The following is a 22523-nucleotide window of genomic DNA, read 5'->3' on the forward strand; positions in this document are numbered from 1 at the left end:
TGTTCCCGGACGGAAATCCGGACCCGGAATCAGCTGTCATCGGCCCAGGAGGAGTCAAAGTGCTCATTACCGCAGCCGTCTTTGCCGTGATTGCCGCGGCTATTCATCTGTACATCTTTGTGCTGGAGTCCCTGCGCTGGACTGCGCCGGCAACCATGGCGGTGTTTAGAATCTCCACTCCGCAGGAAGCTGCCTATACCCAGGGCCTGGCCTATAACCAGGGCTTCTACAACCTCTTCCTGGCCGTGGGAGCGATGCTGGGTGTAGTTCTGCTCGGGGCCGGCAGCCGAGTGGCCGGGCTGACCCTGATGAGTTTTGCCGCTGCGTCAATGGTGCTGGCCGCTTTGGTCCTGGTGTTCAGCAACCGCCGGATGATCCGTCCGGCCCTTATTCAGGGCGGGCCGGCCCTTGTCTGCCTCGCGTTCACCCTGCTCGGTGCCTGACGGTGCTCTTATCGCTTGGCTATTCCGTTCGGGCAGCCCCGTAGGCAGCTGCAGTCCACAGGTGGAACAGGGCATAGGCACGCCACGGCCGCCAAGGTTCGGAGAGCGCCGCCGCCGCACGCGCCGTCGCAACTCCCAGCGCCCGCTTAAGCACCAGGTCGTCGGCCGGATACGCGTCCCGGTCACCGAAGACACGCACCGCAAGATAATCGGCGGTCCAGGGCCCAACTCCCGGCAGCGCCAGCAGCGCGCTCCGGGTTGATCCGGCGTCAGCTTCCGGGCTGACCTCCAGACCGGAAGCCACTGCTCCGGCCAGCGCGGTGACGGTGCGTGCCCGGGCGTGTGTCAGCCCCACGGCCAGCTGCAGTTCCGACGGCGGCACGGCAGCCAGCTCTTCAGGCGAGGGGAAGGCACGCAGCCCGTCCCGTTCGGCACCGCCGTAGGATGCCGCGAGCCGGGCGCCGAAAGTACGGGCAGCCGCCAGCGAGACCTGCTGGCCCAGCACCGTCTGGACTGCGGTCTCGAAGCCGTCCACCGATCCCGGCACCCGCAAACCCCGGGACACCGCCACCAGCGGAGCCAGAAGGTCAAAACCGGAGAGAAACGGATCGATGACGGCGGGATCCGCCTCCAGATCCAGCCAGCGCCGAACCAATGCGAGCACCGCGGCTTCTTCCTGCCCCCGGGCCTTCGCCGGAGTCGCCCCATCCAGGGAAAGCTCTGCCTCCACGGCGCCCGGATGGCCGAACCGGACGCGGACCAGAGCCGGCCCGGACGGCGCGGGCACCAGGCGCTCCACCCAGGCCCCGCCGTCGTCGTATTCCGCCCGCTCCACCCCGGGCACTGCGTGGGCCGCAAGCGCGCGGAACAGCGGCTGCCAGGCGAACGGTTCGGCGCAGGGCAGAACGTGTCGGACACTCCGGGTCAGCGCCGGCATCAGGACAAACCGGTCATGCGCAGGGTGATGTTGATCCGGCCCCGGGGAAGTCCGGAAGCGGGGTCGGCTGTGTCCGGAAAGGTCTTCGGCACACCGTGGTATGCAAACCGGGAGGGGCCGCCAAACACGAAAAGATCACCGGAATTCAGCTCAATATCGGTGAACGGCCGGGTCCTGGTCAATGTATTCCCAAAACGGAATATACAGGTGTCGCCGATGCTCAGGGAAACCACAGGGGCGCTGGACTTCTCATCCTTGTCCTGGTGCATGCCCATGTGGGCGCCGTGCGCGTAGTAATTGATCAGCGCCGTGTCCGGGGTGTAATCCTCGGGTTTCCACAGCTCCGGGGCGTATCCGGGCCGGCCGGGGGTGGCGTACGCTTCGGCCAACGCCCGCCGGCCCAGGGTGATCAGCCAGTCGGGCACGTCGGCCACCCGTCCGCCGCCGGCGTCGTCCGCAGTGCGGGTGTACTTGTACGGCTGCCAGTGCCAGCCCAGGCATACCGTCTGCACCGACATCGGATGCCCGCCCGGCATGACGGCGGCGCGCATGGGCACCGGTCCCACCGCCCACTGCCGGCAGGCCCGGACAATCTCCCGCTGGGCCGCCAGGTCCAGCCACCCGGGTACGTGGACGGCGCCCGGCCCCGGTTCAGTACGTTCGGGCGGAAAGAGTGCATTGTTCATGCGGCTGCCTCCAAGTTCAGCAGAAGCCGTTTGGCAGCAGGGCCGCCGCGGTAGCCGCCCGTGCTGCCGTCCGAGCGCACCACCCGGTGGCAGGGCACCACCACGGGCAGCGGGTTCAGGGCGCAGGCGGTCCCGACGGCTCGGACCGCGCCGGGGCTTCCTGCCAGCGCGGCAACGGCCGAATATGTTGCAGTGGATCCGTAGCCAATGTCCCGCAGATGCTCCACGACGGAGCGGCGGAACCCTGCCGTTAGCCGCAGGTCCAGCGGCAGGTCGAAAGTGCGGCGGGTTCCGTCAAAGTACTCGGTGATCTGAGCGGCGGCGGCTTGGAGCCGGTCCGGTGCAGCCAGGATCCGGGGGCTGATGCGTTCGGCCAGCAGGGCCAGCACGGCGTCATGGTCTTCACAGTCAAAGGCCACCCGTACCAGGCCTGCATGCGTGGCGGCCAGCAGCAGCTTCCCCACCGGGGTCTCAACAACTGTGTACCCCACATCCAGCAGCCGGGCTTGCTCGGCGGCAGCCCCCAGACGTTTCTGCAGCCGGTCCAGGGTGTCGCGGTCGGCCATCTCCCGTCCGGGTCCCGGCTCCTGAATCAGGCGTTCCAGCGGGCTTTCCTGCATTGGGTTGTCCTGCAGCGGGATCATCGGGACTCCTCCAGGTTCAGGCTGCGCAGTTTCTTCATGCCGTCCGCTGCCGACCGGCGGCACGCTGCCTCGGTTCCACCCAGCAGCACTGCCACCTCGGCATAGGGCAGGCCCGCCAGGTGGTGGTAGGCAAGGGCTTCACGCTGGCGCTGCGGCAGAGTTTTGAGTGCCTCCCACAACGGGTCAAAGCACTCGGAGCCCTCCGGTGCACTGCCGTTTCCAGGGGCACGGGCAACGGGCCCCGGGCGGAACGCGGTCTCGGGCAGTTCACCGACGGGCACCGGCCGCCGGCCGGCGGCACGGTGGACGTCTATGGCCTTGTGCTTGGCGATCGTCACCAGCCAGGCCTGGATGTTGGCCCCCGGCGGCAGCCCGGGATAAGCGCGCAGAGCGGCCAGGAACGTTTCCGACCAGGCGTCCTCGGCGTCCTGCGGGCCCAGCACGGCACGGCAGACCCGCAGCACGGCCGGGCCGTGCTCCCTGACAATGGCTTCGAACGGTTTCACTTCCACACCCGGTAGACGTTTCCGAAACAGCTTTTGTGAGCCGGCTCCGGTTTCAGCTCCCATGGTCTCACCGCACGGGCTCCCCGGCCTGCGCCCGCGGGTTTCAGAACAGCATGTCCTGGACCCGCCGGGGATCCTCCAGCCCCAGCAGAAAGTGCTTGCGCTGCAGCCCGCCGGCATAGCCGGTCAGCGCACCGGCCGCGCCGACGACCCGGTGGCAGGGAATGATGACGGAAACCGGATTGCGCGCATTGGCTGAACCGACGGCCTGGGCCAGGTTTTTATCGCCCAGCTCGCGGGCCAGGTCGCCGTAGGACCGCGTTGCACCAAAAGGAATCTCCTGCAGGAGGGCCCAGACCCGCTGCCGGAACGGATTTCCCGCCGGGGCGAGCGGCAGATCGAACTCCCGCCGGTCACCGGCGAAGTACTCGCCCAGCTGGTCCCGCGTCCGCGCCAGGACAGCGGCAGCGTCCAGGGGTACCTGCGCGCCCAGCGTGTCCGGCGCAGGTCCGCGCCGGTGGTTCTCCATGTACACCGCCGTAAGGGCACCGCCGTCGGCCACCAGGGTCAGTAACCCGATGGGCGAAGGGATGACGGCATGCACGGCACTCATGAGCCGAGCGTAGCGCCTTAGCCGCCCAGCTGGCCGCTGAGCCGGGAACGGATGGCATCGGAGGAGTCATTCAAACCGGTAATGCGGACGGTCTTGCCCCGGCTCCGGTACTTTTCCGTGATGGCGTCCAGCGCGGCCACGGTCGAGGCATCCCAAACATGCGAGGCGCTGAGGTCAATCAGCACGTCATCCGGATCCAGGGCGTATTCAAACTGGGTGTAGAGGTCATTGGAGGAGGCAAAGAACAACTCGCCGCGCACCGTGTAGGTGACCGTGCCGCCGTCGTCCGCCGCAGCGCGCTGCACGGTGACGAAGTGCGCCACCCGGCGCGCGAACAGCACCATGGCGGCGAGGGTTCCCGCTCCGACGCCGATGGCCAGATTGTGGGTGAACACCGTGGCCACGACGGTGATGACCATGACGGCTGTTTCGGACTTGGGCATGCGGCGCAGGGTGGAGGGCCGGATGCTGTGCCAGTCAAAGGCCGCCCAGGCGACGAAGATCATCACGGCCACGAGTGCCGCCATGGGGATCAGCGCCACGATGTCCCCGAGTGCCACCACCAGGATGAGCAGGAACACTCCGGCCAGGAAAGTGGAAATCCGGGTGCGGGCACCCGAGGCCTTGACGTTCATCATGGTCTGCCCGACGACGGCGCAGCCGCCCATGCCGCCGAAGAAGCCGGTGACGATGTTGGCGATGCCCTGACCGGCCGCCTCACGCGGCTTGGAGGACCGGGTGTCGGTGATGTCATCGACCAGTTTGGCGGTCAGGAGGGATTCCAGCAGGCCCACAAAGGCCATGGCGAGGGCGTACGGAGCGATGATCTGCAGCGTCTCGAGGGTCAGCGGCACGTCGGGAAACAGCAGGGCGGGGAGACTGTCGGGCAGCGCACCCTTGTCCCCGACCGTGGGGATCTCCCAGCCCGCGGCAACGGCGGCAACGGTCAGCACCACAATCGCCACCAGCGGTGCGGGCACCGCCGTCGTCAGCCGGGGCAGGCCGAAAACAATCACCAGCCCGACGGCGATCACCGGGTAAACCAGCCAGGGCACGCCGATCAGCTCGGGCAGCTGGGAGGAGAAGACCAGGATGGCCAGGGCGTTGACGAAGCCCACCATCACGGAGCGCGGGATGAAGCGCATGAGCTTGGCGACGCCGGCAAGCGCCAGCAGGATCTGCAGGATGCCGGCCAGGATGACCGTTGGCACCAGATACTGCACGCCGTGGCTGGCCACCACCGGGGCGATGACCAGGGCGACGGCGCCGGTGGCAGCGGAGATCATGGCCGGGCGGCCGCCCACGAAAGCGATGGTGACTGCCATGGTGAAGGACGCGAAAAGACCCATCCGCGGATCCACACCGGCGATCACGGAGAACGCGATTGCTTCGGGGATCAACGCCAGGGCCACCACGAGTCCGGCCAGGACCTCGGTTTTCAGCAGCCGCGGCGAGCGCAGCGTGGACAGGACAGACTGCCGGGCGGCCGGGGCAGGTGCACTTGGTGTCATAGCGGGCAAGGCTGTTCCGTTCGAATGTGCTGGGAGGATCCGGTGGCCGGGACGGGGTGTGCGGGGCCGTGCGTCGAATCCGCTTCCAGATTACCGCCGCGCAGGCACCCTCCGATCCGGCTCCGCGGCACGGGCGGCCGATGTCACACTGGCCCGGACTCTGTGAGGAGGGCGGTGATGTTCTACTGACAGGACCTGACCTCTCCGGAACGTCTTTGTCTGGGAACATAATGCATACTAATGCGCAGCGGAAAGTGTGTTCGCTGCACATAATCGGAGGGAGCGTGCATTGTTTACCGGCCTGAGCGCTTTTCCCCTGACACCGCTGCACAATGACGCCGTGGATGAAAGTGCTTTTGTCCGCCTGATGGTGCGGCTGGCCGAGTCCGACGTCGATTCGATCGCAGTGCTGGGCTCCACCGGCTCCTACCCCTATCTGAGCGCCGGGGAGCGCCGGCGCGTGGTGCAGCTGGCCGCGGCAAGTGCTGGATCGAAGCCGCTGATCGTCGGGGTCGGGGCGCTGCGCACTTCCGAGGTCCTGGCCCATGTCCGGGCTGCGGAAGAAGCAGGCGCCGCAGGGATCCTGCTGGCTCCGGTGAGTTACCAGGCCCTGACGGACGACGACGTTTACGGCCTTTTCCGGGAAGTCACGGACTCCTCCAATGTGCCGGTCATTGTTTATGACAATCCCGGCACGACCCATTTCACTTTCAGCACCGCACTCTACGGCAGAATTGCGGAGCTGCCCGGAATAGCGTCGATCAAAATCCCTCCGGTATCCGCCGCAGCCGCACCGGAAAGGGTCAGAGCCGTCCGTGCCGTGATTCCGGACCATGTAACCGTCGGTATCTCCGGGGATGCTGCTGCCGCCGGCGGACTCACCGCCGGGTGCGACGCGTGGTACTCAGCCGCGGCGGGCACCCTGCCCGGCGAGATGGTGCGGATCATGCGTGCCGCACAGGAAGGCCGGTACGAAGACGCGGCAGCCGAGTCTGCACGGATGGCTCCGCTGTGGGAGCTCTTTGCCGAACACGGGAGCCTGCGCGTCATTGCGGCCGTCGCCGAGCAGCTGGGCCTGGCTCACCGAAACTGCCTCCCCCTGCCGGTGCACGGGCTGGGGGTACGGGAACGCAGGCACCTTGCCGGCGTCGTCGAGAAGCTGGAACTCGCGTAACCGCCCCGCAGTCTCAAACCTTCCGGGCCAGGTCGTACAGCTGCTGCAGCGCCGCGGCTTCGGTCTTTTCCAGCACCTCCGTCGGGTCTCCGTCAAACAAGTGCTCGGCGTGGCCTGTTTTCCCGTGCAGGCTCCAGCCGATGAAAACGGTTCCGGCCGGTTTCCCTTCCAACGGTCCCGGGCCGCCCGCCCCCGTGGTGGAGACGGTCAAATCGGCGTTGAACAACCGGGCAGCTCCCGCGGCCATTTCTTCAGCACACCGCGCAGTCACAACGGGGCATTCACTGACACCCAGCACGGTTTGCTTGATTTCCGTCAGGTAGGCAACGATCCCGCCGCTCAGCCACTCGCCGGTGCCCCCTCCGCGGCCCAGGGCGCCGGTAAGGTTGCCGCAGGTCAGCGACTCGGCGGTTGCCACCGTCAGGCCGGCCCGCTCCACTTCATCAGCGATCAGCTGCGGGAGTTCCTCCAGGGGGTTTGTCACCGCGTCCATATACAGCTTTGCCACCTTCCAGCGTCCGTATGCTATTGATTACTAACGGTACTTACTATTTCATCTCCCGCGCCGCTCCCGGTTCTTACCGGGCACGGCGCCTTGAAGAAGCGGGGTCACAGATTGCAGCCGCGGAACTCCATACGGGTGGCGAGTATTCCTTCCGGACACGTCTACGTCCGCCATCTGGACCCCCTGCCGGGAACTGCGCCGGAAACCCCCGAGATTGTCCGCCTCCCGGATCCGGACCCGGACTCACCGGACAACCCGGCCACGGGCAAATGGTGGCCCCCGGTGATGCTCTCCGCCCAGTGGATTGACGCCAACGCGGATCTCTTCGATGTGTTCCACATCCACTTCGGCTTCGACGCCCTGGACCCCCGGGACCTGCAGGAGGTGGTGGCGGCGCTCCGGCGGAACGGCAAGCCGCTGGTCTACACCGTGCATGATCTGCGCAACCCGCACCACGAGTCCCCCGCCGCCCACGACGCCCACCTGGATGTCCTGATTCCCGGCGCTGACGCGCTGATTACCCTGACCGAGGGTGCCGCAGCGGAAATTGAACACCGCTGGGGCCGCCGCCCGGACGTCATTGCCCACCCGCACGTCGTCGAACCCCAAACCATGGCGAAGTATGCCCGGCGCGCCGAGGAGGCCGGGACCGGCGGCCCCTACCGTGTGGGCGTGCACGTCAAGAGCCTCAGGGCCAGCATGGACCCCCTGCCAGTGATCCGGGTGCTGCTGGAACTCGCCCGGGAAGACGGCGGCATGGTGGTTCAGGTGAACGGGCACTGCGATGTCCTGGAGCCCGGCGGCGCACGGTACGACGCCGAGCTGGCGCAGTTCCTGGAACGAAAGTCCCGTTCCGGCGAACTCGAACTGCACATCCACGACTTCCTGCCGGATGATCAGCTCTGGGACTATCTCGCCGGACTGGATCTGTCAGTGCTCCCCTACCGCTTCGGCACCCATTCGGGCTGGCTGGAAGCCTGCCGGGACCTCGGCACCGCGGTGGCCGCACCCGACTGCGGTTTCTATGCAGATCAAGGTCCGGTGTTCGGTTACTCCCACAATGAGGACGGACTGGACGCCGCCTCCCTGAAAGCAGCCGTCCGGGCCGCACGGCACGCCGGCCCGCCCGCGCCGCTTGAGCCCCGCGCCCGGGCCGAGCAGCGGAATGCCATTGCCGCCCGTCACGCGGAACTCTACGCGGAGCTCCTCGAGCGCAGCGGTGTGCTGCAATGAGGCTCTGCATCATCGGCCCCTCCCGCTTCCCCATCAGCGAACCGTTCGCCGGCGGCCTGGAGGCGCACACCCACGCCCTGGTCTCCGCCCTGACGGCCCGCGGGCATGAAATCACCCTCTTCGCAGCGGCCGGTTCCGACCCGGAGCTCCGGGTAAACTTCCTCGACATCCCGGTCTTCGAAATGAGCCAGACGGCGCGGAACGACGTCGGAGCCCTCCCCGAGCAGTGGATGGCAGAACATCATGCGTATCTCTCGCTCATGCTCGACCTGGCCGAACACGGGCATGAAAAGTACGACGCCGTCCTGAATACCAGCATCCACCACCTGCCCATTGCCATGTCCCGAATGCTCCGCGTTCCGCTGATCACCACCCTGCATACGCCTCCGGTGGGATGGATCGAGTCGGCAATCCGTGTGCGCGGCGACGCCACACGGTTTATTGCCGTTAGTTCCCACACCCGAAATGCCTGGGCGGACCTGGTGGACAGCACGGCCATCCTGAACGGTATCGACACCGGGCGCTGGCAGCAGGGCCCCGGCGGAGGCTCCGCCATCTGGTTTGGCCGGATTGTGCCGGAGAAGGGAACGGCCCTTGCCATCCAAGCGGCCAAAGCGGCGGGAATCCCCCTGGACCTGGCCGGCCCGGTCTTCGACAGCAGCTACTTCGAATCCGAGGTCCGCCCGCATCTTGGCACGGACATCCGCTACTTGGGGCATCTGGACCATTCCCATCTGCGACGGGCCGTCCAGGGCGCCTGCGCAGCGCTCGTAACCCCGCGCTGGGATGAGCCGTACGGCCTGGTGGCGGCCGAAGCCCTTGCGGCAGGCACCCCGGTTGCCGCCTTCGAGCGGGGCGCCCTGCCCGAAATCCTCACTCCGGACTGCGGTCGCCTTGCACCGGCGGACGACGTCAGCGCCCTCGCCGTGGCCCTGCGCGAGGCGTCCGCTCTGGACCGGAACGCCGCGCGGCGCCGGGCTGAGACGTTCTGCTCCCATGAGCGGATGGTGGACGAGTACGAAGCACTGCTTATCGAAGCCAGCCGGCAGATGGTCACAGCATGATCGGCTACTACATCCATCATCAGGGCATGGGGCACCTGCGCCGAGCCCAGGCAATCGCAGCGCATCTGCCGGCCGGAAGCGTGACGGCCCTGTCCTCCCTCCCCCGGCCCGGCGGCTGGGACAACCCGTGGATCCAGCTGGACCGGGATGACACCGGTTCGGAACCGGCATCCGTGGATGCCAACGGCCGCCTGCACTGGGTGCCGCTGCACGACGCCGGGCTGCGCGAACGCATGGGACAGCTTTCGGCCTGGCTGCGGGAGGCTGCTCCGGCTGTTCTGGTTGCCGACGTCTCGGTTGAAGCCGCCCTGCTGGCACGGCTGCACGGCGTTCCCGTGGTCTCCGTGGCGCTGCCCGGGCTGCGCAGGGACCCTGCCCACACGCTTGGTTTTGGAATTTCGGACGCCGTGATTTCAGCCTGGCCACCTGAAGCACCGGACATGCTCGCCGTCTCAGATGACTGCCTCAGCGGAAAACTGGTCCCTGTCGGCGCGATCTCCGGCATCCCGGTCCGGCCCGGACGCCCGCCCGGGCCTGTCACCCGGGTCCTGGTTCTGGGCGGCGCCGGCGGCGGCGGGATGAATGACGCCGACATCGAGGACGCCCGGCGCCAGACACCCGGTGTGGAGTGGGTTGCGCTGGGGACAAACCCCGGAAACCGGACCGCGGATCCTCTCCCGCATCTCAGGGATGCTTCCCTGGTGGTTACCCACGCGGGGCAGGGCGCCGTTGCGGATGCCGCCGCTGCCGGTGTACCCGCAGTGGTCGTCCCCCTGGAACGGCCCCACCAGGAACAGTTCACCACCGGCCGGGCACTGTCCCGGATGCCCGGACTCCCCGTCATCGTCTCGCGTAGTTTCGCCCGAAGTGACTGGGCCCAGGTACTGGCGGCTGCCGAAAAACTGGACGGCCGCGGCTGGGCTGTCTGGAACGACGGTCAGGGAGCGGCCCGCGCCGCGCAGGTCATCGCGGACGTGGCCGCACCAAGACCCGTCCCGGCGGGAGCGGCGCCGTGAAGGTCACTGTCATCACCCTGGTGCACGGCCGGCACGCCCATCTGGCGGCCCAGCAGCAGGCACTGCTTCGCTCCTCGCAGCTGCCCGATGACTACGTGCTCGTCGCCATGGATGACCCCGAAATTGCCGCTTCCTTCCCGGACCCGCGCCTGCCCGGAACCGTCGTCGAACTCCCCCGGACGGGCACGGCGCTGCCGCTGGCCAAGGCCCGGAACGCCGGGGCGCGTGCAGCACTGCAGCGCGGCGCTGACCTGCTGCTCTTCCTGGACGTCGACTGTCTCCCGGGAACGGACCTGGTGGCCGGCTACGCAGCGGCAGCCAAGGATGACGCCGTCGCAGCGCGGCTGCTCTGCGGCCCGGTCACTTATCTGGAGCCGCCCGGACCTGGGGGCTACTGCCTGGACCGGCTCCAGGATTTGGACTCGCCGCACCCCGCCCGGCCTGCCCCGCAACCGGACGAGATCATCCCTGAGGACAACCCGGATCTGTTTTGGTCCCTGTCCTTTGCCGTCACGGCGGCAACCTGGGACCGGATCGGCGGGTTCTGCGAGGACTACACCGGCTACGGCGGCGAGGACACCGATTATGCACGCCTGGCCGGGCAGGCCGGGGCCGGCCTGGCCTGGGTCGGAGCGGCACGGGCCTACCACCAGTTCCATCCCACTCAGGATCCACCCGTCCAGCATCTGGCGGACATTGTGCGGAACGCCAACCTGTTCCATGCCCGCTGGGGCACCTGGCCGATGGGCGGCTGGCTGCAGGGATTCCGTGAACTGGGACTCATCAAGGGCGGGCACGGGACAACGCCCTGCACCCTCACCGATCAGATGGGACAACCAGCCTGAACGGAGCGTGTTCCGGCGGCGGAAAATTTCACCGCACCACCCCGTCGGAAGATGTCCGGGCAGGTTACACTGCGTACATACCGCTCAGTATGTGATGCTGGTCACCCATTTGGCCAGCTGGATGCTGACCTGCGTTCCATGTCTGATCAAAGGAGATCTTCATGCAAAACCTCGCCGGAATTCTCACCGATACGGCAGCCCGGATTCCGGACCGCCCGGTCCTGAAACTCGATGACACCACGGTCACGTATTCGCTGCTCGATGCCATGAGCGCAAAAGTCGCCGGCGTCCTCGCGGACCGCGGGATTGAACCGGGAGACCGGGTTGCCCTGATCATGCCCAACATTCCCCAAATGGCTTTCGCATACTACGGGGTGCTTCGCTACGGCGCCGTGGTGGTGCCCATGAATCCGCTTCTCAAAGCACGCGAAGTGGCTTATCACCTGCAGGATTCCGGCGCGAAGCTGGTTTTTGCCTGGGAGGGTATTGCCGCCGAAGCACTGGGCGGCGCCGAGGAAGCCGGCGGCATCGAGGTTATCCCCGTGGACGCCGGCGGCTTTCTGCAGCTGCTGGCTGAGGCTGACCCGGTGATTGAGGTGCAGGACGTGGACGGGGAGGACATCGCCGTCATTCTCTACACCTCGGGCACTACGGGACGGCCGAAGGGCGCCGCTCTGACACACAACAATCTGGTCAGCAACGCCGAGATCTCACGGAACCTGCTGCACACCCTGGAATCGGACGTCATCTTCGGCGGACTGCCGTTCTTCCATGTGTTCGGTCAGACGTCAGCGCTGAACTCCGCGGTCATGGCCGGAGCCTCGATCAGCCTGCTCCCGCGGTTCGATGCCGGAAAGGCACTGGAGATCATTGAGCGCGACGGCGTCACCATCTTTGAGGGCGTCCCCACCATGTACGTGGGCATGCTGCGTCACCCGAACCTGGCTGCGACTGATGTTTCCACTCTCCGCGGAGCAATAACGGGCGGCTCGGCCATGCCGCTGGAGGTGCTGCATGAGTTCGAACGGGTTTTCGGCACTCAGCTGCTGGAAGGCTACGGCCTCTCCGAAACCTCACCCGTGGTCTCCTTCAATCTGCCGGGCCCGGACCGCATGGCCGGCTCCATCGGCAAGGCGGTGGACGGCATGCTGGTGCGCGTGGTGGACCAGGACGGCGCTGATGTGCCGGTGGGGGAAGTGGGCGAGCTTGCCGTTCAGGGCACCGGCGTGATGAAGGGGTACTGGAACAACCCCGAGGCAACGCAGGCGGCCATTCCGGACGGCTGGTTCCGCACCGGAGACCTGGGCCGGGTCGACGAGGCCGGAAACATCTACATTGTGGACCGCAAGAAGGACGTCATTCTGCGCGGAGGTTACAACGTCTATCCCCGCGAGGTTGAGGAGGTGCTGTACGAGCATCCCGCCGTCGCGGAAGCTGCCGTCATTGGTGTCCCCGATGAACTGCACGGTGAGGAAATTGTGGCAGTGGTGGGCCTGAAGGAGGACGTCCTGCCTGCCGACGACGGTGCCCGGGCAGCGTTGCTCGCTGAGATCCGTGACTTCGCCAAGGACCGGCTGGCTGCCTACAAGTATCCCCGGCGGGTCCTGCTGACCGACGCCCTGCCCAAGGGGCCCACGGGCAAGATCCTTAAGCGCGAGATCCGGGTGGATGCGGCAGCGGGTGCGAACGAGGCGCAGGTCGAACCGCAGGTTTAGTTGACGGGCCCGCCGCAGCGTGCAACCGGGCGGCGGGCCTCAGGCCGACGGGTCCGGCTCCGGCAAAGCCTCCCCGGGCATACCGGCGGTTTTGTCGGAGCGAACCAGCACCACACCCAGCACAATCAGGGCACCGCCGATCAGCTGCACGGTGCCGGGCAGTTCGGACAGGAACAGCCAGGCCCAGAGCACCGCAAAAAGCACTTCGGTCAGCGACACAAAGGAGGCCACGCGGGATCCGAGGGTCCGTGCTGCCACAATCCCGGTGACATAGGCCAGCACCGTCGAGAACAACACCAGACCCGCCAGTGGAACCCACCACGGGGCCACCCGGCCGGCCAGCACCACGTCGCCGGTGCTGAAACCGGTGGGAAGAATGCCCACGGCGCCCAGCACCACCATGGTGGCCGCCCCCACGATCATCCCTCCGGTGGCCAGCACGAGCGGCGGCAGGGAGTCGTTCTGCCTGGCGGTAAGGAAGAAGTAGATGGCAAGGCACACTGCCGCCGCCAGGCCCCAGAGGACACCCACCGGATCCAATTGCACCTCCCCGCCGATGTCCAGTACGAGCACAAGTCCGGCGATTGCCGCCAGGGCTCCGCCGATGGTCTTCAGCCCGGGCCGCCGCCGCGTGGCGGCCCAGATCCACAACACCATGAGCACGGGTGCCAGGAACTCCAGGAGCAGCGCCACACCTACTGACAACCTTTCCACTGCATTGAAGTAGAAGAATTGACAGCCCGCGACGCCAATGAATCCGAACGCAAGGATGGTTTTCCAGTTCTCATGGACCTGGTGCCAGCGGCCGTGCAGCACCAGCAGTGCCGGGATGAACAGCACCAGGGCGGCACCGCCCATGCGGACGGCAACGGCCGAAGTGGACGTCCACCCCGTTTCCAGCAGCGATTTGGCAAACGACCCCGAGAGGCCAAAGACGGCAGAGGACAAGAGGGCAACCGCAATGCCCGTGCTGCCCGGCTTCCCTCCGATGCTCCCGGAACTGTCAGCCATCGTGGGCCCCTTGCCCGCGTAACGTTTCACGATGCCTCCAAGAGAGCAGAAAAGAGTCCCTCGGGACCTGTCAGGTTCATTCTGACCCCTAGACCATTACACTGGAAAGACCTGTTACCAACATGTCAGGAATCATCATGGCTTTAGGACATGACACTGTGGACTCGCTCGGCACGGTGGCAGCGCTTATCAACACCGCGGCAACCGGTCCCGATGCCCTGCTCACGCCTGCCGATTTGGACGTGTTCCTGGCCCGGGAGCGTTTCAGCGGCTCCCGCACGCACACCGCTGCGGAACTGCGAGCGGTCCGGCATCTCCGGACCGGACTGCGTCAGCTGTGGACCGCGGACGAAGAGCGCCTGGCAGTCGGCGTGAACCAATTGCTGCGCAACGCCCGCGCTTTGCCGCAGGTGGTCCGCCACGACGAGTGGGGATGGCATCTGCACTGCACCTCGCCCGCGGCGCCTCTGGAGGAACGGCTGGCCACAGAGGCTGCCATGGCGCTGGCCGACGTCCTGCGCGGCGGCGAGCTGGACCGGTTGGGAACCTGTGCCGCTCCGGACTGCGCGGCGGTCATCCTCGACCTGACCCGCAACCGGTCCAAGCGTTACTGCGACACGGGAAACTGTGGAAACCGAGAGCATGTTCGCTCCTACCGCAGCCGGCGGGCGGCAACACAGAAGGCCGCCCGCTGACGCCCGCAGCTTTCTTGCCTCCGCTCTCCCCAAAACTGGTAAGTGGTCTTGTTAGTTTAGTCACCTGAAGCTATGATCACGTTGAGCTTCGTCCGCCGTCTCGGCGAACGGCTATTCAACACAGTCTCGATTCCGCGATGTTCCGGCCAGGGTTACCCCTGTGCCAATTACGGAGATGCGGTCTGTGCCAGTACAAAATGGGGGTTTCAATTGCAGGACAACTCGAGCGCGTTTTACAAACGCGTGGGCGCCTTGGGCGCCGCAACAGCACTGGCGGTGAGCGGAGCGTTTATCGCTTCGCCGGCCATCGCCTCTCCGGCCGCAGAGCCGGACATCACACCAGCCACCGCAACCGCCGAAGCGCCGGTTGACGAGACCGTCGTTGAAGAAACGGTTGTCGAAGAGGCCGTTCCCGCTGAAGAAGCTCCCGCCGAAGAGGCAGGAACCCTGGCTCCCGGCCTGGCCGAAGCCCTTCTGCGCGACCTCGGCATGACAGTCGAGGAATTCGAGGCAGCCGGCGAGCTGGGCCAAAAGGCAGCAGATGCCCTTCCCAGGCTCCAGGCCACCGAAGGCTTCGTAAGCGTTGTCATCGAAGACGGCAAGATTGTCATCACCGGTTCGGGAGAGGCCCTTGAGGCCCTCGCCCTCGAGCTGGATGCCACTCTGGTGGCCCCCGCAGCCAAAGAAGGCGATGTTGAGGCCGCCGAGCCGGAGGCTGAGGCCACCGAGGCAGCCACCGGGGCTCCCAGTGCCGAGCCGACCGAAGCTGCCGAAGAACCGGCGGCAGAGGAAGAAATCGCTGCTCCGGTAAGCCTCGCGGGCGACCCCCGCGAAGTCATTAGGAACCTTCGCACCGAATACATCTCCAGCGTCGGTGTGGAAGGCCTGCAGTCCATCATGCTGACGGCTGAGGGCTATGTCATCAAGGCGAAGAAAGCTGCGCCCGCTGTTGTTGATGGTTCGCTGCTCGCCGAGCGCCTTGCCGAAGCAGCCGGAACCACTCCGGCCGATGCCTTCGCCAAGAACAATCCCAGCGTTACAGTCATCGACGCGTCCGGTCCGGCCAATGCCCTGGAGGACGTTGTCAACGGTCACGGCTACGCCACCTTCACCGGCAACTCCGGCGGATCGTGCTCTATTGGCTTCAACGCCTTCAATGCCGAAGGTGCTCCCGCCGTGATCAGCGCCGGACACTGCGCCGATGACGGCCAGGCCACGGACACCATTCTTACGATTCCGGCGGACGACCCCGCAGGGAACGGCACCCAGCCTTCGCTGGGTTCCGATCTGGGCACCTGGGGATTCTCTCAGTTCGGCGGCGAGAACAATTCACCCACCGATATCGGCTCCACGGAGAACATCGGCACCGATATCGGTGTCATCAACGGCATCAACAGTGACCTTGACCTGCTGCCCGAGGTCACCCAGTGGACCAATCCGCAGGACCTGACGGCGGACACCGTCAAGGTCACCGGAACCACCGACCCCGTTGTCGGCGCTCCGATGTGCAAGTCCGGCCGCACCACCGGCTGGAGCTGCGGTGACGTCTCCGCCATCGGCGAGTTCTACGTGGGCGCCGCAGATGGAGCCCGCGGCGTATGGGGTTTTGAATCGACGCTTGAGAAGAACGCCGCCCCGGGTGACTCCGGCGGCTCCGTGATTTCCGGTTCCAATGCCATGGGCCTCGTCAGTGCCGGCCCCGAGGATGGAAACTACTTCTTCTCCACCACTCTCTCCGACGGCATGTTGCGCCTGCCCGGCTACTCCGTTGCCGTGTTCGTTGAAGCGCCGGCTCTGACTTCGCATGAGGACAAGGGCACCGTTCTGACGGACGAGGCCATCACCGGAACCGCCGCCGGCACCAAGGTCCGGCTCACCATCAACGGTGAGACCGCGGACCTCGACGTCGTGAACGGAACCTGGAGCTTCCCGGCTCCGGCCACCGTTCCTGACGGCGGAAAGCTGAAATTCACGGTTCAGGCAGTGAACGGCTTCAACGAGTCCAAGACCGTCTCTTACGAACTGACGGTCAAGGAAGCTCCGCTGCCTGCTCCGGTCATCACCAACCCGGCTGCCGGCGATAGAATCATCGATTCACTCACGACCATCAAGGGCACCGGCGCCCCCGGCGCCACGGTAACTGTAGAGGTCGCGGGTGCGTCCGCCGCTGACACTGTAGACGCTGCGGAGGAAGCTGCCGCGGACGCGAAACCTGGCACCGCCACCGTCGATACCAAGGGAAACTGGGAGTACACGCTTGAGGACGCACTGTCCTACGGCAACTACACGGTAACCGCCCGTCAGGGTGGCATCGAGGGCAAGAATGTGTCACCGAAGGCCACCTCCAAGTTTGCGGTCATCCCGAACAAGCCGATCATCACCTCACTTAATGACGGCCAGGACTTCGCTGAGGATTCAACACCCGAAAAGATCTCCGGCACCGGCGTTGCAGGCGCCGAGCTTTCAGTCATGATCGGTGATTTCAAGGCCAACGCTGAGGTTACGGAGGACGGAAGCTGGACCGTTGGTCTTCCGGCCCTCTCTCCAGGAAGCTATTCGGTACGGGCGTCACAGACCCTCAACGGAGCAACCTCTGAGGACGCATATTTGGTCTTCACCGTCACTGCAGTCGTCGTCGAAGAGCAGGCACCGCCCGTAGCTCCCCAGCCGGGCGACCCCACACCGGACAACAACGGTGACGGCCTGCCCGACACCGGCGCTGCCGGCATGGGCCTCTTTGCCGGAGCAGGCGCACTGCTGACCATTGGTGGCATCAGCGCCCTGCTGATGAACCGCCGCCGGATGCAGGACGCCTAATCTGCGGCTAGCGTGAAAAGACCAAAGCGGGTCCCGGCCTTGTGCCGGGGCCCGCTTTGGTATTTCGTACTTGGAAACCCAGGAGGCAAGATGTCCATCCCGAAAAAGACCCGCGGCGCGGCTGCGGCACCGGTTGCGGCGCTGGCCACCGCTGTCCTGTTGCTCCTCAGCGGCTGCGGGCAGGATCCACAGTCTCAGGGGCCCTCTGCATCCCCGGCTTCCGCGGGCGCAGACTCATCAGCGAATCCCAAAACCCCGGCAACCGCTGCCGCACCGGACAGCACCGCCGCCGGGACGACGGGCGCCGTTCCGGCCACTCCCTCTGGCCCCGACACAGCAATGGATGAAAACATGACCCAGCTCCTGCAGCTGCACACACAGCTGAAAACCGATCTTGGTTCCGCATATTCCGATGCCTGGATCGAGGACAACCAACTCCACGTGGCCGTTACCACCCCGGAAGCCGAGGCGGCAGTGACGGAAGCCGGAGCCGTTCCCTACCTGACCCAGTTCACGGCTGACCAGCTCAAGGATGCTGTGGATGCGTTCAAGACCTGGCTGGGCACGGACTCGGCTCCGAAGGTCCAGCTGCACTGGCTCGGCACCAGCGGACGGACCGGCAGCATCACGGTCCGAGTTCCGGCAGACCAGGTCCAGCCCCTGACCGATGCCGTAGCTACCCAGCAGCCTACCGGGGCGGTAAAGGTCATTGTGGAGGAGTCCAGCGGCCTCGCAACCCCCCTCGCCACAAACGGACCGTAAACGGGCAACTGGCTGGTCCGGTCCGGTTGGGCCTGCCTAGACTTGAGGGCGTCGAGCAGACGGCACCACGGCCTCTTCCTAGGACCTGTTCATGGATCAGAAGCTGCAGAACCTGTTCTTGTCCCTTCCATCCCGGACCGCCTGGATCATCATCGGCAGCTGCGCAGCGTACTGGCTCGCCTGCCTTACCGGCCTTTTGACGCCTCCCCTATCGGCGCCTCCGAACCTCGCGCTCTATTGGTTTTACGCCATGCTGATGCTGGCCCTGGCCTCCGGCCTTGCCGCCGTCGCGCTTGGAGGCCTGCTTGTCATACGGGGCCGGCGCGGCACTGTTGTATCCGGCGCCGCACAGCCCGGGTCAGGGGTGCCGGATCGCGAGGACCGGGACCAGCTCGCCGGACTCGGCCGGATGCTTGATGGTCCCGAGAACCTGCGGGCATCTGAAAGCCCCGCTCCCCCGGTTAAAGACCCCGGAGGATAGCAGCGTAAGCGGCGCCGCTAAGGGGCGGCGACTTACTAGGCGGTGGGGTCAGCAGGCCGGGATTCGCCGCCGGCTTCCGGCTGCGTGCTTTTGCTGCTCTCCCGGGCGGTGCCCTCCCCGGCCTTTGGCCCGGTGGCTGAGCCGGGGGCGCCGATGGAACCGGCCCCACCGGGAATCTTGGCGGAGCTGCGGTGTACGCCGGATCCTTCGCTGAGGTGGTCCGGGTTCGGCTTTTCCGTCATGAGGAGCAGCGAACAGATCAGGAGCGAGGCGATGAACGCGATTCCGGCAGCCGTGAGACCCAGATCCACTCGCAGTTCCTTCTCGGCGCCGCCGGTGGCAAAGATCATGGTGGCAACACCCGCAATCACAGCCAGCACGGCAGAGAAAATGAGCGGGGCCTTCACGGAGTTCCGCTTCTGCGGCCTTCCGGATGAGCTGTTCGCCACTGTTGTTCCTCCTGCTGCGTTGAATGTTCTCAGTTCTACAGTAGGTAGAACCGGAGTTGTCTAGTTTACGGCTTTTGTCATACGGCGGGCGACTGGCTCGGCTGGCCGCTGCCCTGTGACCGGGCATCCCACCTGGCACCGAGTCCCGACGTTGCCAGCATCACGGCAATGATGATCGCCGAACCGCCGGTGACCCCCAGCATTGCGTGTGCCCCGAGGCCCATCAGCTGGACGACAGCCAGGATCAGGGCCGTTCCCAGGCTCACTGCCCCGGTGATCAGCCAGTCCCGTGCGGGCAGGAACGTTTTGCGGGACTTGGCCCAGAGGTAGAGTTCGACGACGCCCCCCACCACCAGGGCCAGGCCGGCAGCTGCAAGGAACGCTTCAACGGACCGAAGTGCCAGGACGGCCAGGCCTGCCAGTGCGTAGCCGGCGGCTTCCAGCAGCTGCAGGCTGCGGATCCGCGGTTCACCGCTGGTGCCCGCGAGGACGGCCATCCGCCAGACGGACACCCCCGTCAACAGCAGGTACAGGCCGCCGGCAACGGAGAGTACGCCCACGCCGGGTGACTGCCAAAAAACCGTAAGGATGGCAAAGGCAGCCGCCGTTGCGGACCGTAGGAGGATTGGTACCCACGGGGTGCCGTGGTTGGAATCGCCCACTGCCGAGCCTCCGCTTTCATGTCTGCGCATCGTATGGCCGGTTGGCCATCCACAAGCTTAGTCGCTTACGGCGCCCGGTGCCGCCCCGGTGACCATCCACGCATCCTGGCGCACCCGCCAGGTCAGGGTCACGGCACGTGCACTCATGTAGCCGAGGGCAAAGGCCGCCCACAGCCAGGCAATCCCGCCCGGGCCCTCCAGCCCCGACGCGTGGACCCACCACAGCAGCGGGAGGTAGGCCACAAGATTCAGCACACCCGTGACCGCCAGGTACCGTGCGTCACCGGCACCGATGAGTACGCCGTCGAGCACAAAAACCAGCCCGCAGATTGGTTGGGACATGGCCAGCACCCACAATCCCGCGGTGAGCGCGGACTGCACCCCGGCGTCGGGCGTGAAAATCCATCCGGCAAAGGGAGCGGCGGCCGCCAGCAGCGCTCCGGTGATGATGCCGAAGCCCACACCCCAGCGGATCATCCGGCGGGTCATCTCCCGTGCCAGTGCCCGGTTGCCGGCGCCAAGTTCCTTGCCGATGAGCGCCTGCGCGGCTATCGCCAGGGCATCCAGGGCAAAGGCCAGGAACGTGAACATGGTCATGACCAGCTGGTGGGCGGCGAGGGACTGTGGCCCCTGGGCGGTGGCGACGAGCACAGCGGCCAGCACGGCCAGGCGCAGGCTAAGCGTGCGCAGCATCAGCCAGGAGCCAACGTGGGCGGTAGCCCGGATGCCGGCGGCCGAGGGACGCAGCGGCACCCCGGCCCGGCGCACCATCCGTCCCACCAGAAGCAGATAGACGCCGGCCATTCCCCACTGGGTGATGCTGGTGCCCAGCGCGGACCCGGCCACTGAAAGGTTGAAGCCGTACACCAGCAGATAGTTCAGCCCGATGTTGACGCCGAAGCCCACGGCGGCGACCGCCAGCGGAGTGCGGGTGTCCTGCAGGCCGCGGAGCACTCCGGTGGCGGCCAGGACGACGAGCATTGCTGTCAGGCCCGGCATCGAATACTGCAGGTAATCCACGGCGAAAGCGTGCACTTCCCCGGTGGCCCCCAACGCGGTGGCGAGGGCGGGCGCAGCCAGGATGCCGGCGGCAGAGAGCAGCACCCCCAGGATGAGGGCCAGCCCGATGCCGTCCCGGCCGGCGGCCACGGCCTCGCGGTGGCGGTTGCCGCCCAGGTGCCGGGCCACGGTGCCGGTGGTGGAGTAGGCCAGGAAAACCATGAGGCCGACGGCGGTCTGCAGCACGGTGGATGCCAGGCCCACGCCGGCCAGCTCATTGACGCCCAGGTGGCCCACGATGGCGGAATCCGCGATCAGGAACAGCGGCTCGGCGATCAGCGCACCGAGTGCGGGTACGGCCAGGGCAAGGATGCGCCGGCCCAGGGAGGAGCCGGAGGTTTGTGCTGGAGTGCCCACCTTCAAAGTTTACGGTCCTCCGGGTGGCCCGGCCGCGCCGGCTGAATCAGCAGTGGAACCCGTGCCTGACTCCGGCGTGAGCACCACGGCAGCGGTTCCGGCTGCGAGAGCCATCAGGGCGCCCACAAATCCACTGAGTCCGGCCCAGCCCCAGGTCTGAAAGAAGATGCCGCCGATCCAGCCCAGCAGGCTCGACCCGGCGTAGTAAAAGAGGTTGTACAGCGACGAGGACTGGGCCCGGCCCGCAGTGGCGAGGAACGGCGCCCAGCCGGAGGCAATGGAGTGGGCAGCGAAGAATCCGCCCGTGAACACCACCAGCCCGGCAATCACTGCGGGCAGCCACGCAGTGAGCGTGAGGGCCAGCCCGGCGGCCATGACGGCAATGGAACCCAGCAGCACCGTTTTGCGGCCGCCGCGGCTGGAAAGCCGGCCGGCGAGAACTCCGGCGGACCGCGAGGACCAGGTACCGGCAAGGTAGGCCAGGAACAGGAAACTGGCCACACTCTGCGGCAGCGAAAACGGTGCGGCACCGAGCCGGAAGCCCAGATAGTTGTAGACCGCCACAAAGCCGCCCATCAGGAGGAACCCCTGCAGATACAGGCTCAGCTGCCGCGGGTTGCGCAGATTGGCCAGTAGGCGCCCGCCCAGTCCCGGACCCGGATCGGACCGGCGAAGCGGGGCAAATCCCTGCTGTTTCGGTGCGGTGAGCATGAACACGACACCGGCGCCGGCGGCCAGGAGGCTGACGACGCCGACGCCGACGCGCCAGTCCGCCGCATCGGCCACCGGAGCGGCAACCAGTCGCCCGGCCAGCCCGCCGATGGTGGTGCCGGAAACGTAGCTTCCGGCCGCGACGGCGGCGTGGACGCGTGATACTTCCTCGTTAAGGTAAGCCAGGGCAACAGCGGGAATCCCGCCCATGGCCGCACCTTCGGCGAACCGCAGCACCAAAAGCACGGGCAGATCGGGGCTGAACGGCACCACCAGACCCAGCACCACCGCCGCGATGATCGCCAGCCGCATCACGGGCAACCGGCCAAACCTGTCCGCTGCAGCTGACCAGGGAATGACTGCTGCAGCCAGGCCCAAAGTTGCAGCCGAGACCGTAAGCGCGGCGGACGATGCGGTGATGTCCAGGTCCCGGGCCATTCCGGGCAGGATCCCCTGCACCGAGTACAGCTGCGCGAAGGTGGCCATGCCGGCCGCGGCCAGACCAATCAGCACACCCCGGTAACCCCGGCTGCCTTTGGCGTGCCCGGCCCACGGCTGGTCCCTGCTGCTTCCCGCTCCTGTTTCTGTCCCCTTGCGCACCATCAAACTGTAGGCCCTCCCCCTCCC

At 66.5% G+C, this 22523-nt stretch carries 23 protein-coding genes; 11 read left to right on the forward strand and 12 right to left on the reverse strand.

From position 1 onward, the window contains the following. Positions 1–59: 59 nt before the first annotated feature. A complete protein-coding gene (locus KG104_RS17570) occupies positions 60–443 on the forward strand; it encodes a DUF1304 domain-containing protein (RefSeq protein ID WP_237688627.1) in 384 nt (127 codons plus the stop codon). Positions 444–462: 19 nt separating this feature from the next. Here the strand turns inward: KG104_RS17570 and KG104_RS17575 are convergent, their stop codons facing one another. From KG104_RS17575 to KG104_RS17600, 6 genes are all read right to left on the reverse strand, one after another. After that, positions 463–1380, reverse strand: a complete 918-nt coding sequence (locus tag KG104_RS17575; protein WP_207348190.1) for a DNA-3-methyladenine glycosylase family protein — start codon at positions 1378–1380, stop codon at positions 463–465. Then, positions 1380–2066: an alpha-ketoglutarate-dependent dioxygenase AlkB family protein gene (locus KG104_RS17580; protein WP_207348189.1), complete on the reverse strand. Its 687-nt coding sequence runs from the start codon at positions 2064–2066 to the stop codon at positions 1380–1382. The genes KG104_RS17575 and KG104_RS17580 overlap by 1 nt, the downstream gene beginning before the upstream one ends. Next, positions 2063–2632 (reverse strand): methylated-DNA--[protein]-cysteine S-methyltransferase, encoded by a 570-nt coding sequence (locus KG104_RS17585; RefSeq protein WP_237687223.1) that lies wholly within the window; start codon positions 2630–2632, stop codon positions 2063–2065. The genes KG104_RS17580 and KG104_RS17585 overlap by 4 nt, the downstream gene beginning before the upstream one ends. Before the next feature lie 74 nt (positions 2633–2706). Next, the gene (locus tag KG104_RS17590) at positions 2707–3222 is read right to left on the reverse strand and encodes an RNA polymerase sigma factor (protein WP_237688628.1); all 516 of its coding nucleotides are present in this window, start codon (positions 3220–3222) and stop codon (positions 2707–2709) included. Between the two features lie 97 nt (positions 3223–3319). Further along, a complete protein-coding gene (locus KG104_RS17595; protein ID WP_207348188.1) occupies positions 3320–3829 on the reverse strand; it encodes a methylated-DNA--[protein]-cysteine S-methyltransferase in 510 nt (169 codons plus the stop codon). Positions 3830–3846: 17 nt separating this feature from the next. After that, the gene (locus tag KG104_RS17600; RefSeq protein ID WP_207348187.1) at positions 3847–5340 is read right to left on the reverse strand and encodes a SulP family inorganic anion transporter; all 1494 of its coding nucleotides are present in this window, start codon (positions 5338–5340) and stop codon (positions 3847–3849) included. Positions 5341–5629: 289 nt separating this feature from the next. Between KG104_RS17600 and KG104_RS17605 the strand changes: the two genes are divergently transcribed. After that, the gene (locus KG104_RS17605; RefSeq protein ID WP_207348186.1) at positions 5630–6514 is read left to right on the forward strand and encodes a dihydrodipicolinate synthase family protein; all 885 of its coding nucleotides are present in this window, start codon (positions 5630–5632) and stop codon (positions 6512–6514) included. A 13-nt stretch (positions 6515–6527) separates the two neighbouring features. Here the strand turns inward: KG104_RS17605 and KG104_RS17610 are convergent, their stop codons facing one another. Continuing rightward, positions 6528–6998 (reverse strand): CinA family protein, encoded by a 471-nt coding sequence (locus tag KG104_RS17610; RefSeq protein ID WP_237688629.1) that lies wholly within the window; start codon positions 6996–6998, stop codon positions 6528–6530. A 156-nt stretch (positions 6999–7154) separates the two neighbouring features. On the opposite strand from KG104_RS17610, the gene KG104_RS17615 reads away from it, so the two are divergent. From KG104_RS17615 to KG104_RS17635, 5 genes are all read left to right on the forward strand, one after another. Continuing rightward, the gene (locus tag KG104_RS17615) at positions 7155–8252 is read left to right on the forward strand and encodes a glycosyltransferase family protein (protein ID WP_207348185.1); all 1098 of its coding nucleotides are present in this window, start codon (positions 7155–7157) and stop codon (positions 8250–8252) included. After that, positions 8249–9316 (forward strand): glycosyltransferase, encoded by a 1068-nt coding sequence (locus tag KG104_RS17620; protein WP_207348184.1) that lies wholly within the window; start codon positions 8249–8251, stop codon positions 9314–9316. Before KG104_RS17615 ends, KG104_RS17620 begins: the two co-directional genes overlap by 4 nt. Then, positions 9313–10332: a glycosyltransferase gene (locus KG104_RS17625; protein ID WP_207348183.1), complete on the forward strand. Its 1020-nt coding sequence runs from the start codon at positions 9313–9315 to the stop codon at positions 10330–10332. Before KG104_RS17620 ends, KG104_RS17625 begins: the two co-directional genes overlap by 4 nt. Further along, positions 10329–11177 carry a glycosyltransferase family 2 protein gene (locus tag KG104_RS17630; RefSeq protein ID WP_207348182.1) on the forward strand — a complete coding sequence of 283 codons (849 nt, stop codon included), beginning with the start codon at positions 10329–10331 and terminating at the stop codon, positions 11175–11177. Before KG104_RS17625 ends, KG104_RS17630 begins: the two co-directional genes overlap by 4 nt. A 161-nt stretch (positions 11178–11338) precedes the next feature. Further along, positions 11339–12892 carry a long-chain-fatty-acid--CoA ligase gene (locus KG104_RS17635; RefSeq protein ID WP_207348181.1) on the forward strand — a complete coding sequence of 518 codons (1554 nt, stop codon included), beginning with the start codon at positions 11339–11341 and terminating at the stop codon, positions 12890–12892. A 39-nt stretch (positions 12893–12931) separates the two neighbouring features. Here the strand turns inward: KG104_RS17635 and KG104_RS17640 are convergent, their stop codons facing one another. After that, positions 12932–13903, reverse strand: a complete 972-nt coding sequence (locus tag KG104_RS17640; protein ID WP_207348180.1) for an EamA family transporter — start codon at positions 13901–13903, stop codon at positions 12932–12934. 137 nt (positions 13904–14040) lie between these two features. On the opposite strand from KG104_RS17640, the gene KG104_RS17645 reads away from it, so the two are divergent. The 4 genes from KG104_RS17645 (at position 14041) to KG104_RS17660 (ending at position 18658) form a co-directional block, all read left to right on the forward strand. Beyond that, positions 14041–14598, forward strand: coding sequence for a CGNR zinc finger domain-containing protein (locus KG104_RS17645; protein WP_207348179.1), 558 nt, complete (start codon positions 14041–14043; stop codon positions 14596–14598). A 210-nt stretch (positions 14599–14808) separates the two neighbouring features. Next, complete coding sequence (locus KG104_RS17650; RefSeq protein WP_207348178.1) at positions 14809–17415, forward strand: LPXTG cell wall anchor domain-containing protein; 2607 nt, start codon at positions 14809–14811, stop codon at positions 17413–17415. Between the two features lie 90 nt (positions 17416–17505). Next, complete coding sequence (locus KG104_RS17655; RefSeq protein WP_207348177.1) at positions 17506–18177, forward strand: hypothetical protein; 672 nt, start codon at positions 17506–17508, stop codon at positions 18175–18177. 91 nt (positions 18178–18268) lie between these two features. Beyond that, on the forward strand, positions 18269–18658 hold the full coding sequence (locus tag KG104_RS17660; RefSeq protein ID WP_207348176.1) for a hypothetical protein: 390 nt from the start codon (positions 18269–18271) through the stop codon (positions 18656–18658). 35 nt (positions 18659–18693) lie between these two features. Here the strand turns inward: KG104_RS17660 and KG104_RS17665 are convergent, their stop codons facing one another. From KG104_RS17665 to KG104_RS17680, 4 genes are all read right to left on the reverse strand, one after another. Beyond that, positions 18694–19107 carry a hypothetical protein gene (locus KG104_RS17665; RefSeq protein ID WP_181032194.1) on the reverse strand — a complete coding sequence of 138 codons (414 nt, stop codon included), beginning with the start codon at positions 19105–19107 and terminating at the stop codon, positions 18694–18696. Between the two features lie 77 nt (positions 19108–19184). Further along, complete coding sequence (locus KG104_RS17670; RefSeq protein WP_207348175.1) at positions 19185–19769, reverse strand: hypothetical protein; 585 nt, start codon at positions 19767–19769, stop codon at positions 19185–19187. Between the two features lie 57 nt (positions 19770–19826). Continuing rightward, complete coding sequence (locus KG104_RS17675; protein ID WP_207348174.1) at positions 19827–21185, reverse strand: MATE family efflux transporter; 1359 nt, start codon at positions 21183–21185, stop codon at positions 19827–19829. Between the two features lie 9 nt (positions 21186–21194). Beyond that, positions 21195–22499, reverse strand: a complete 1305-nt coding sequence (locus tag KG104_RS17680) for an MFS transporter (RefSeq protein ID WP_207348316.1) — start codon at positions 22497–22499, stop codon at positions 21195–21197. Positions 22500–22523 lie beyond the last annotated feature (24 nt).

This window comes from Arthrobacter sunyaminii, assembly GCF_018866305.1.
Classification (GTDB): Bacteria; Actinomycetota; Actinomycetes; order Actinomycetales; family Micrococcaceae; genus Arthrobacter_B; species Arthrobacter_B sunyaminii.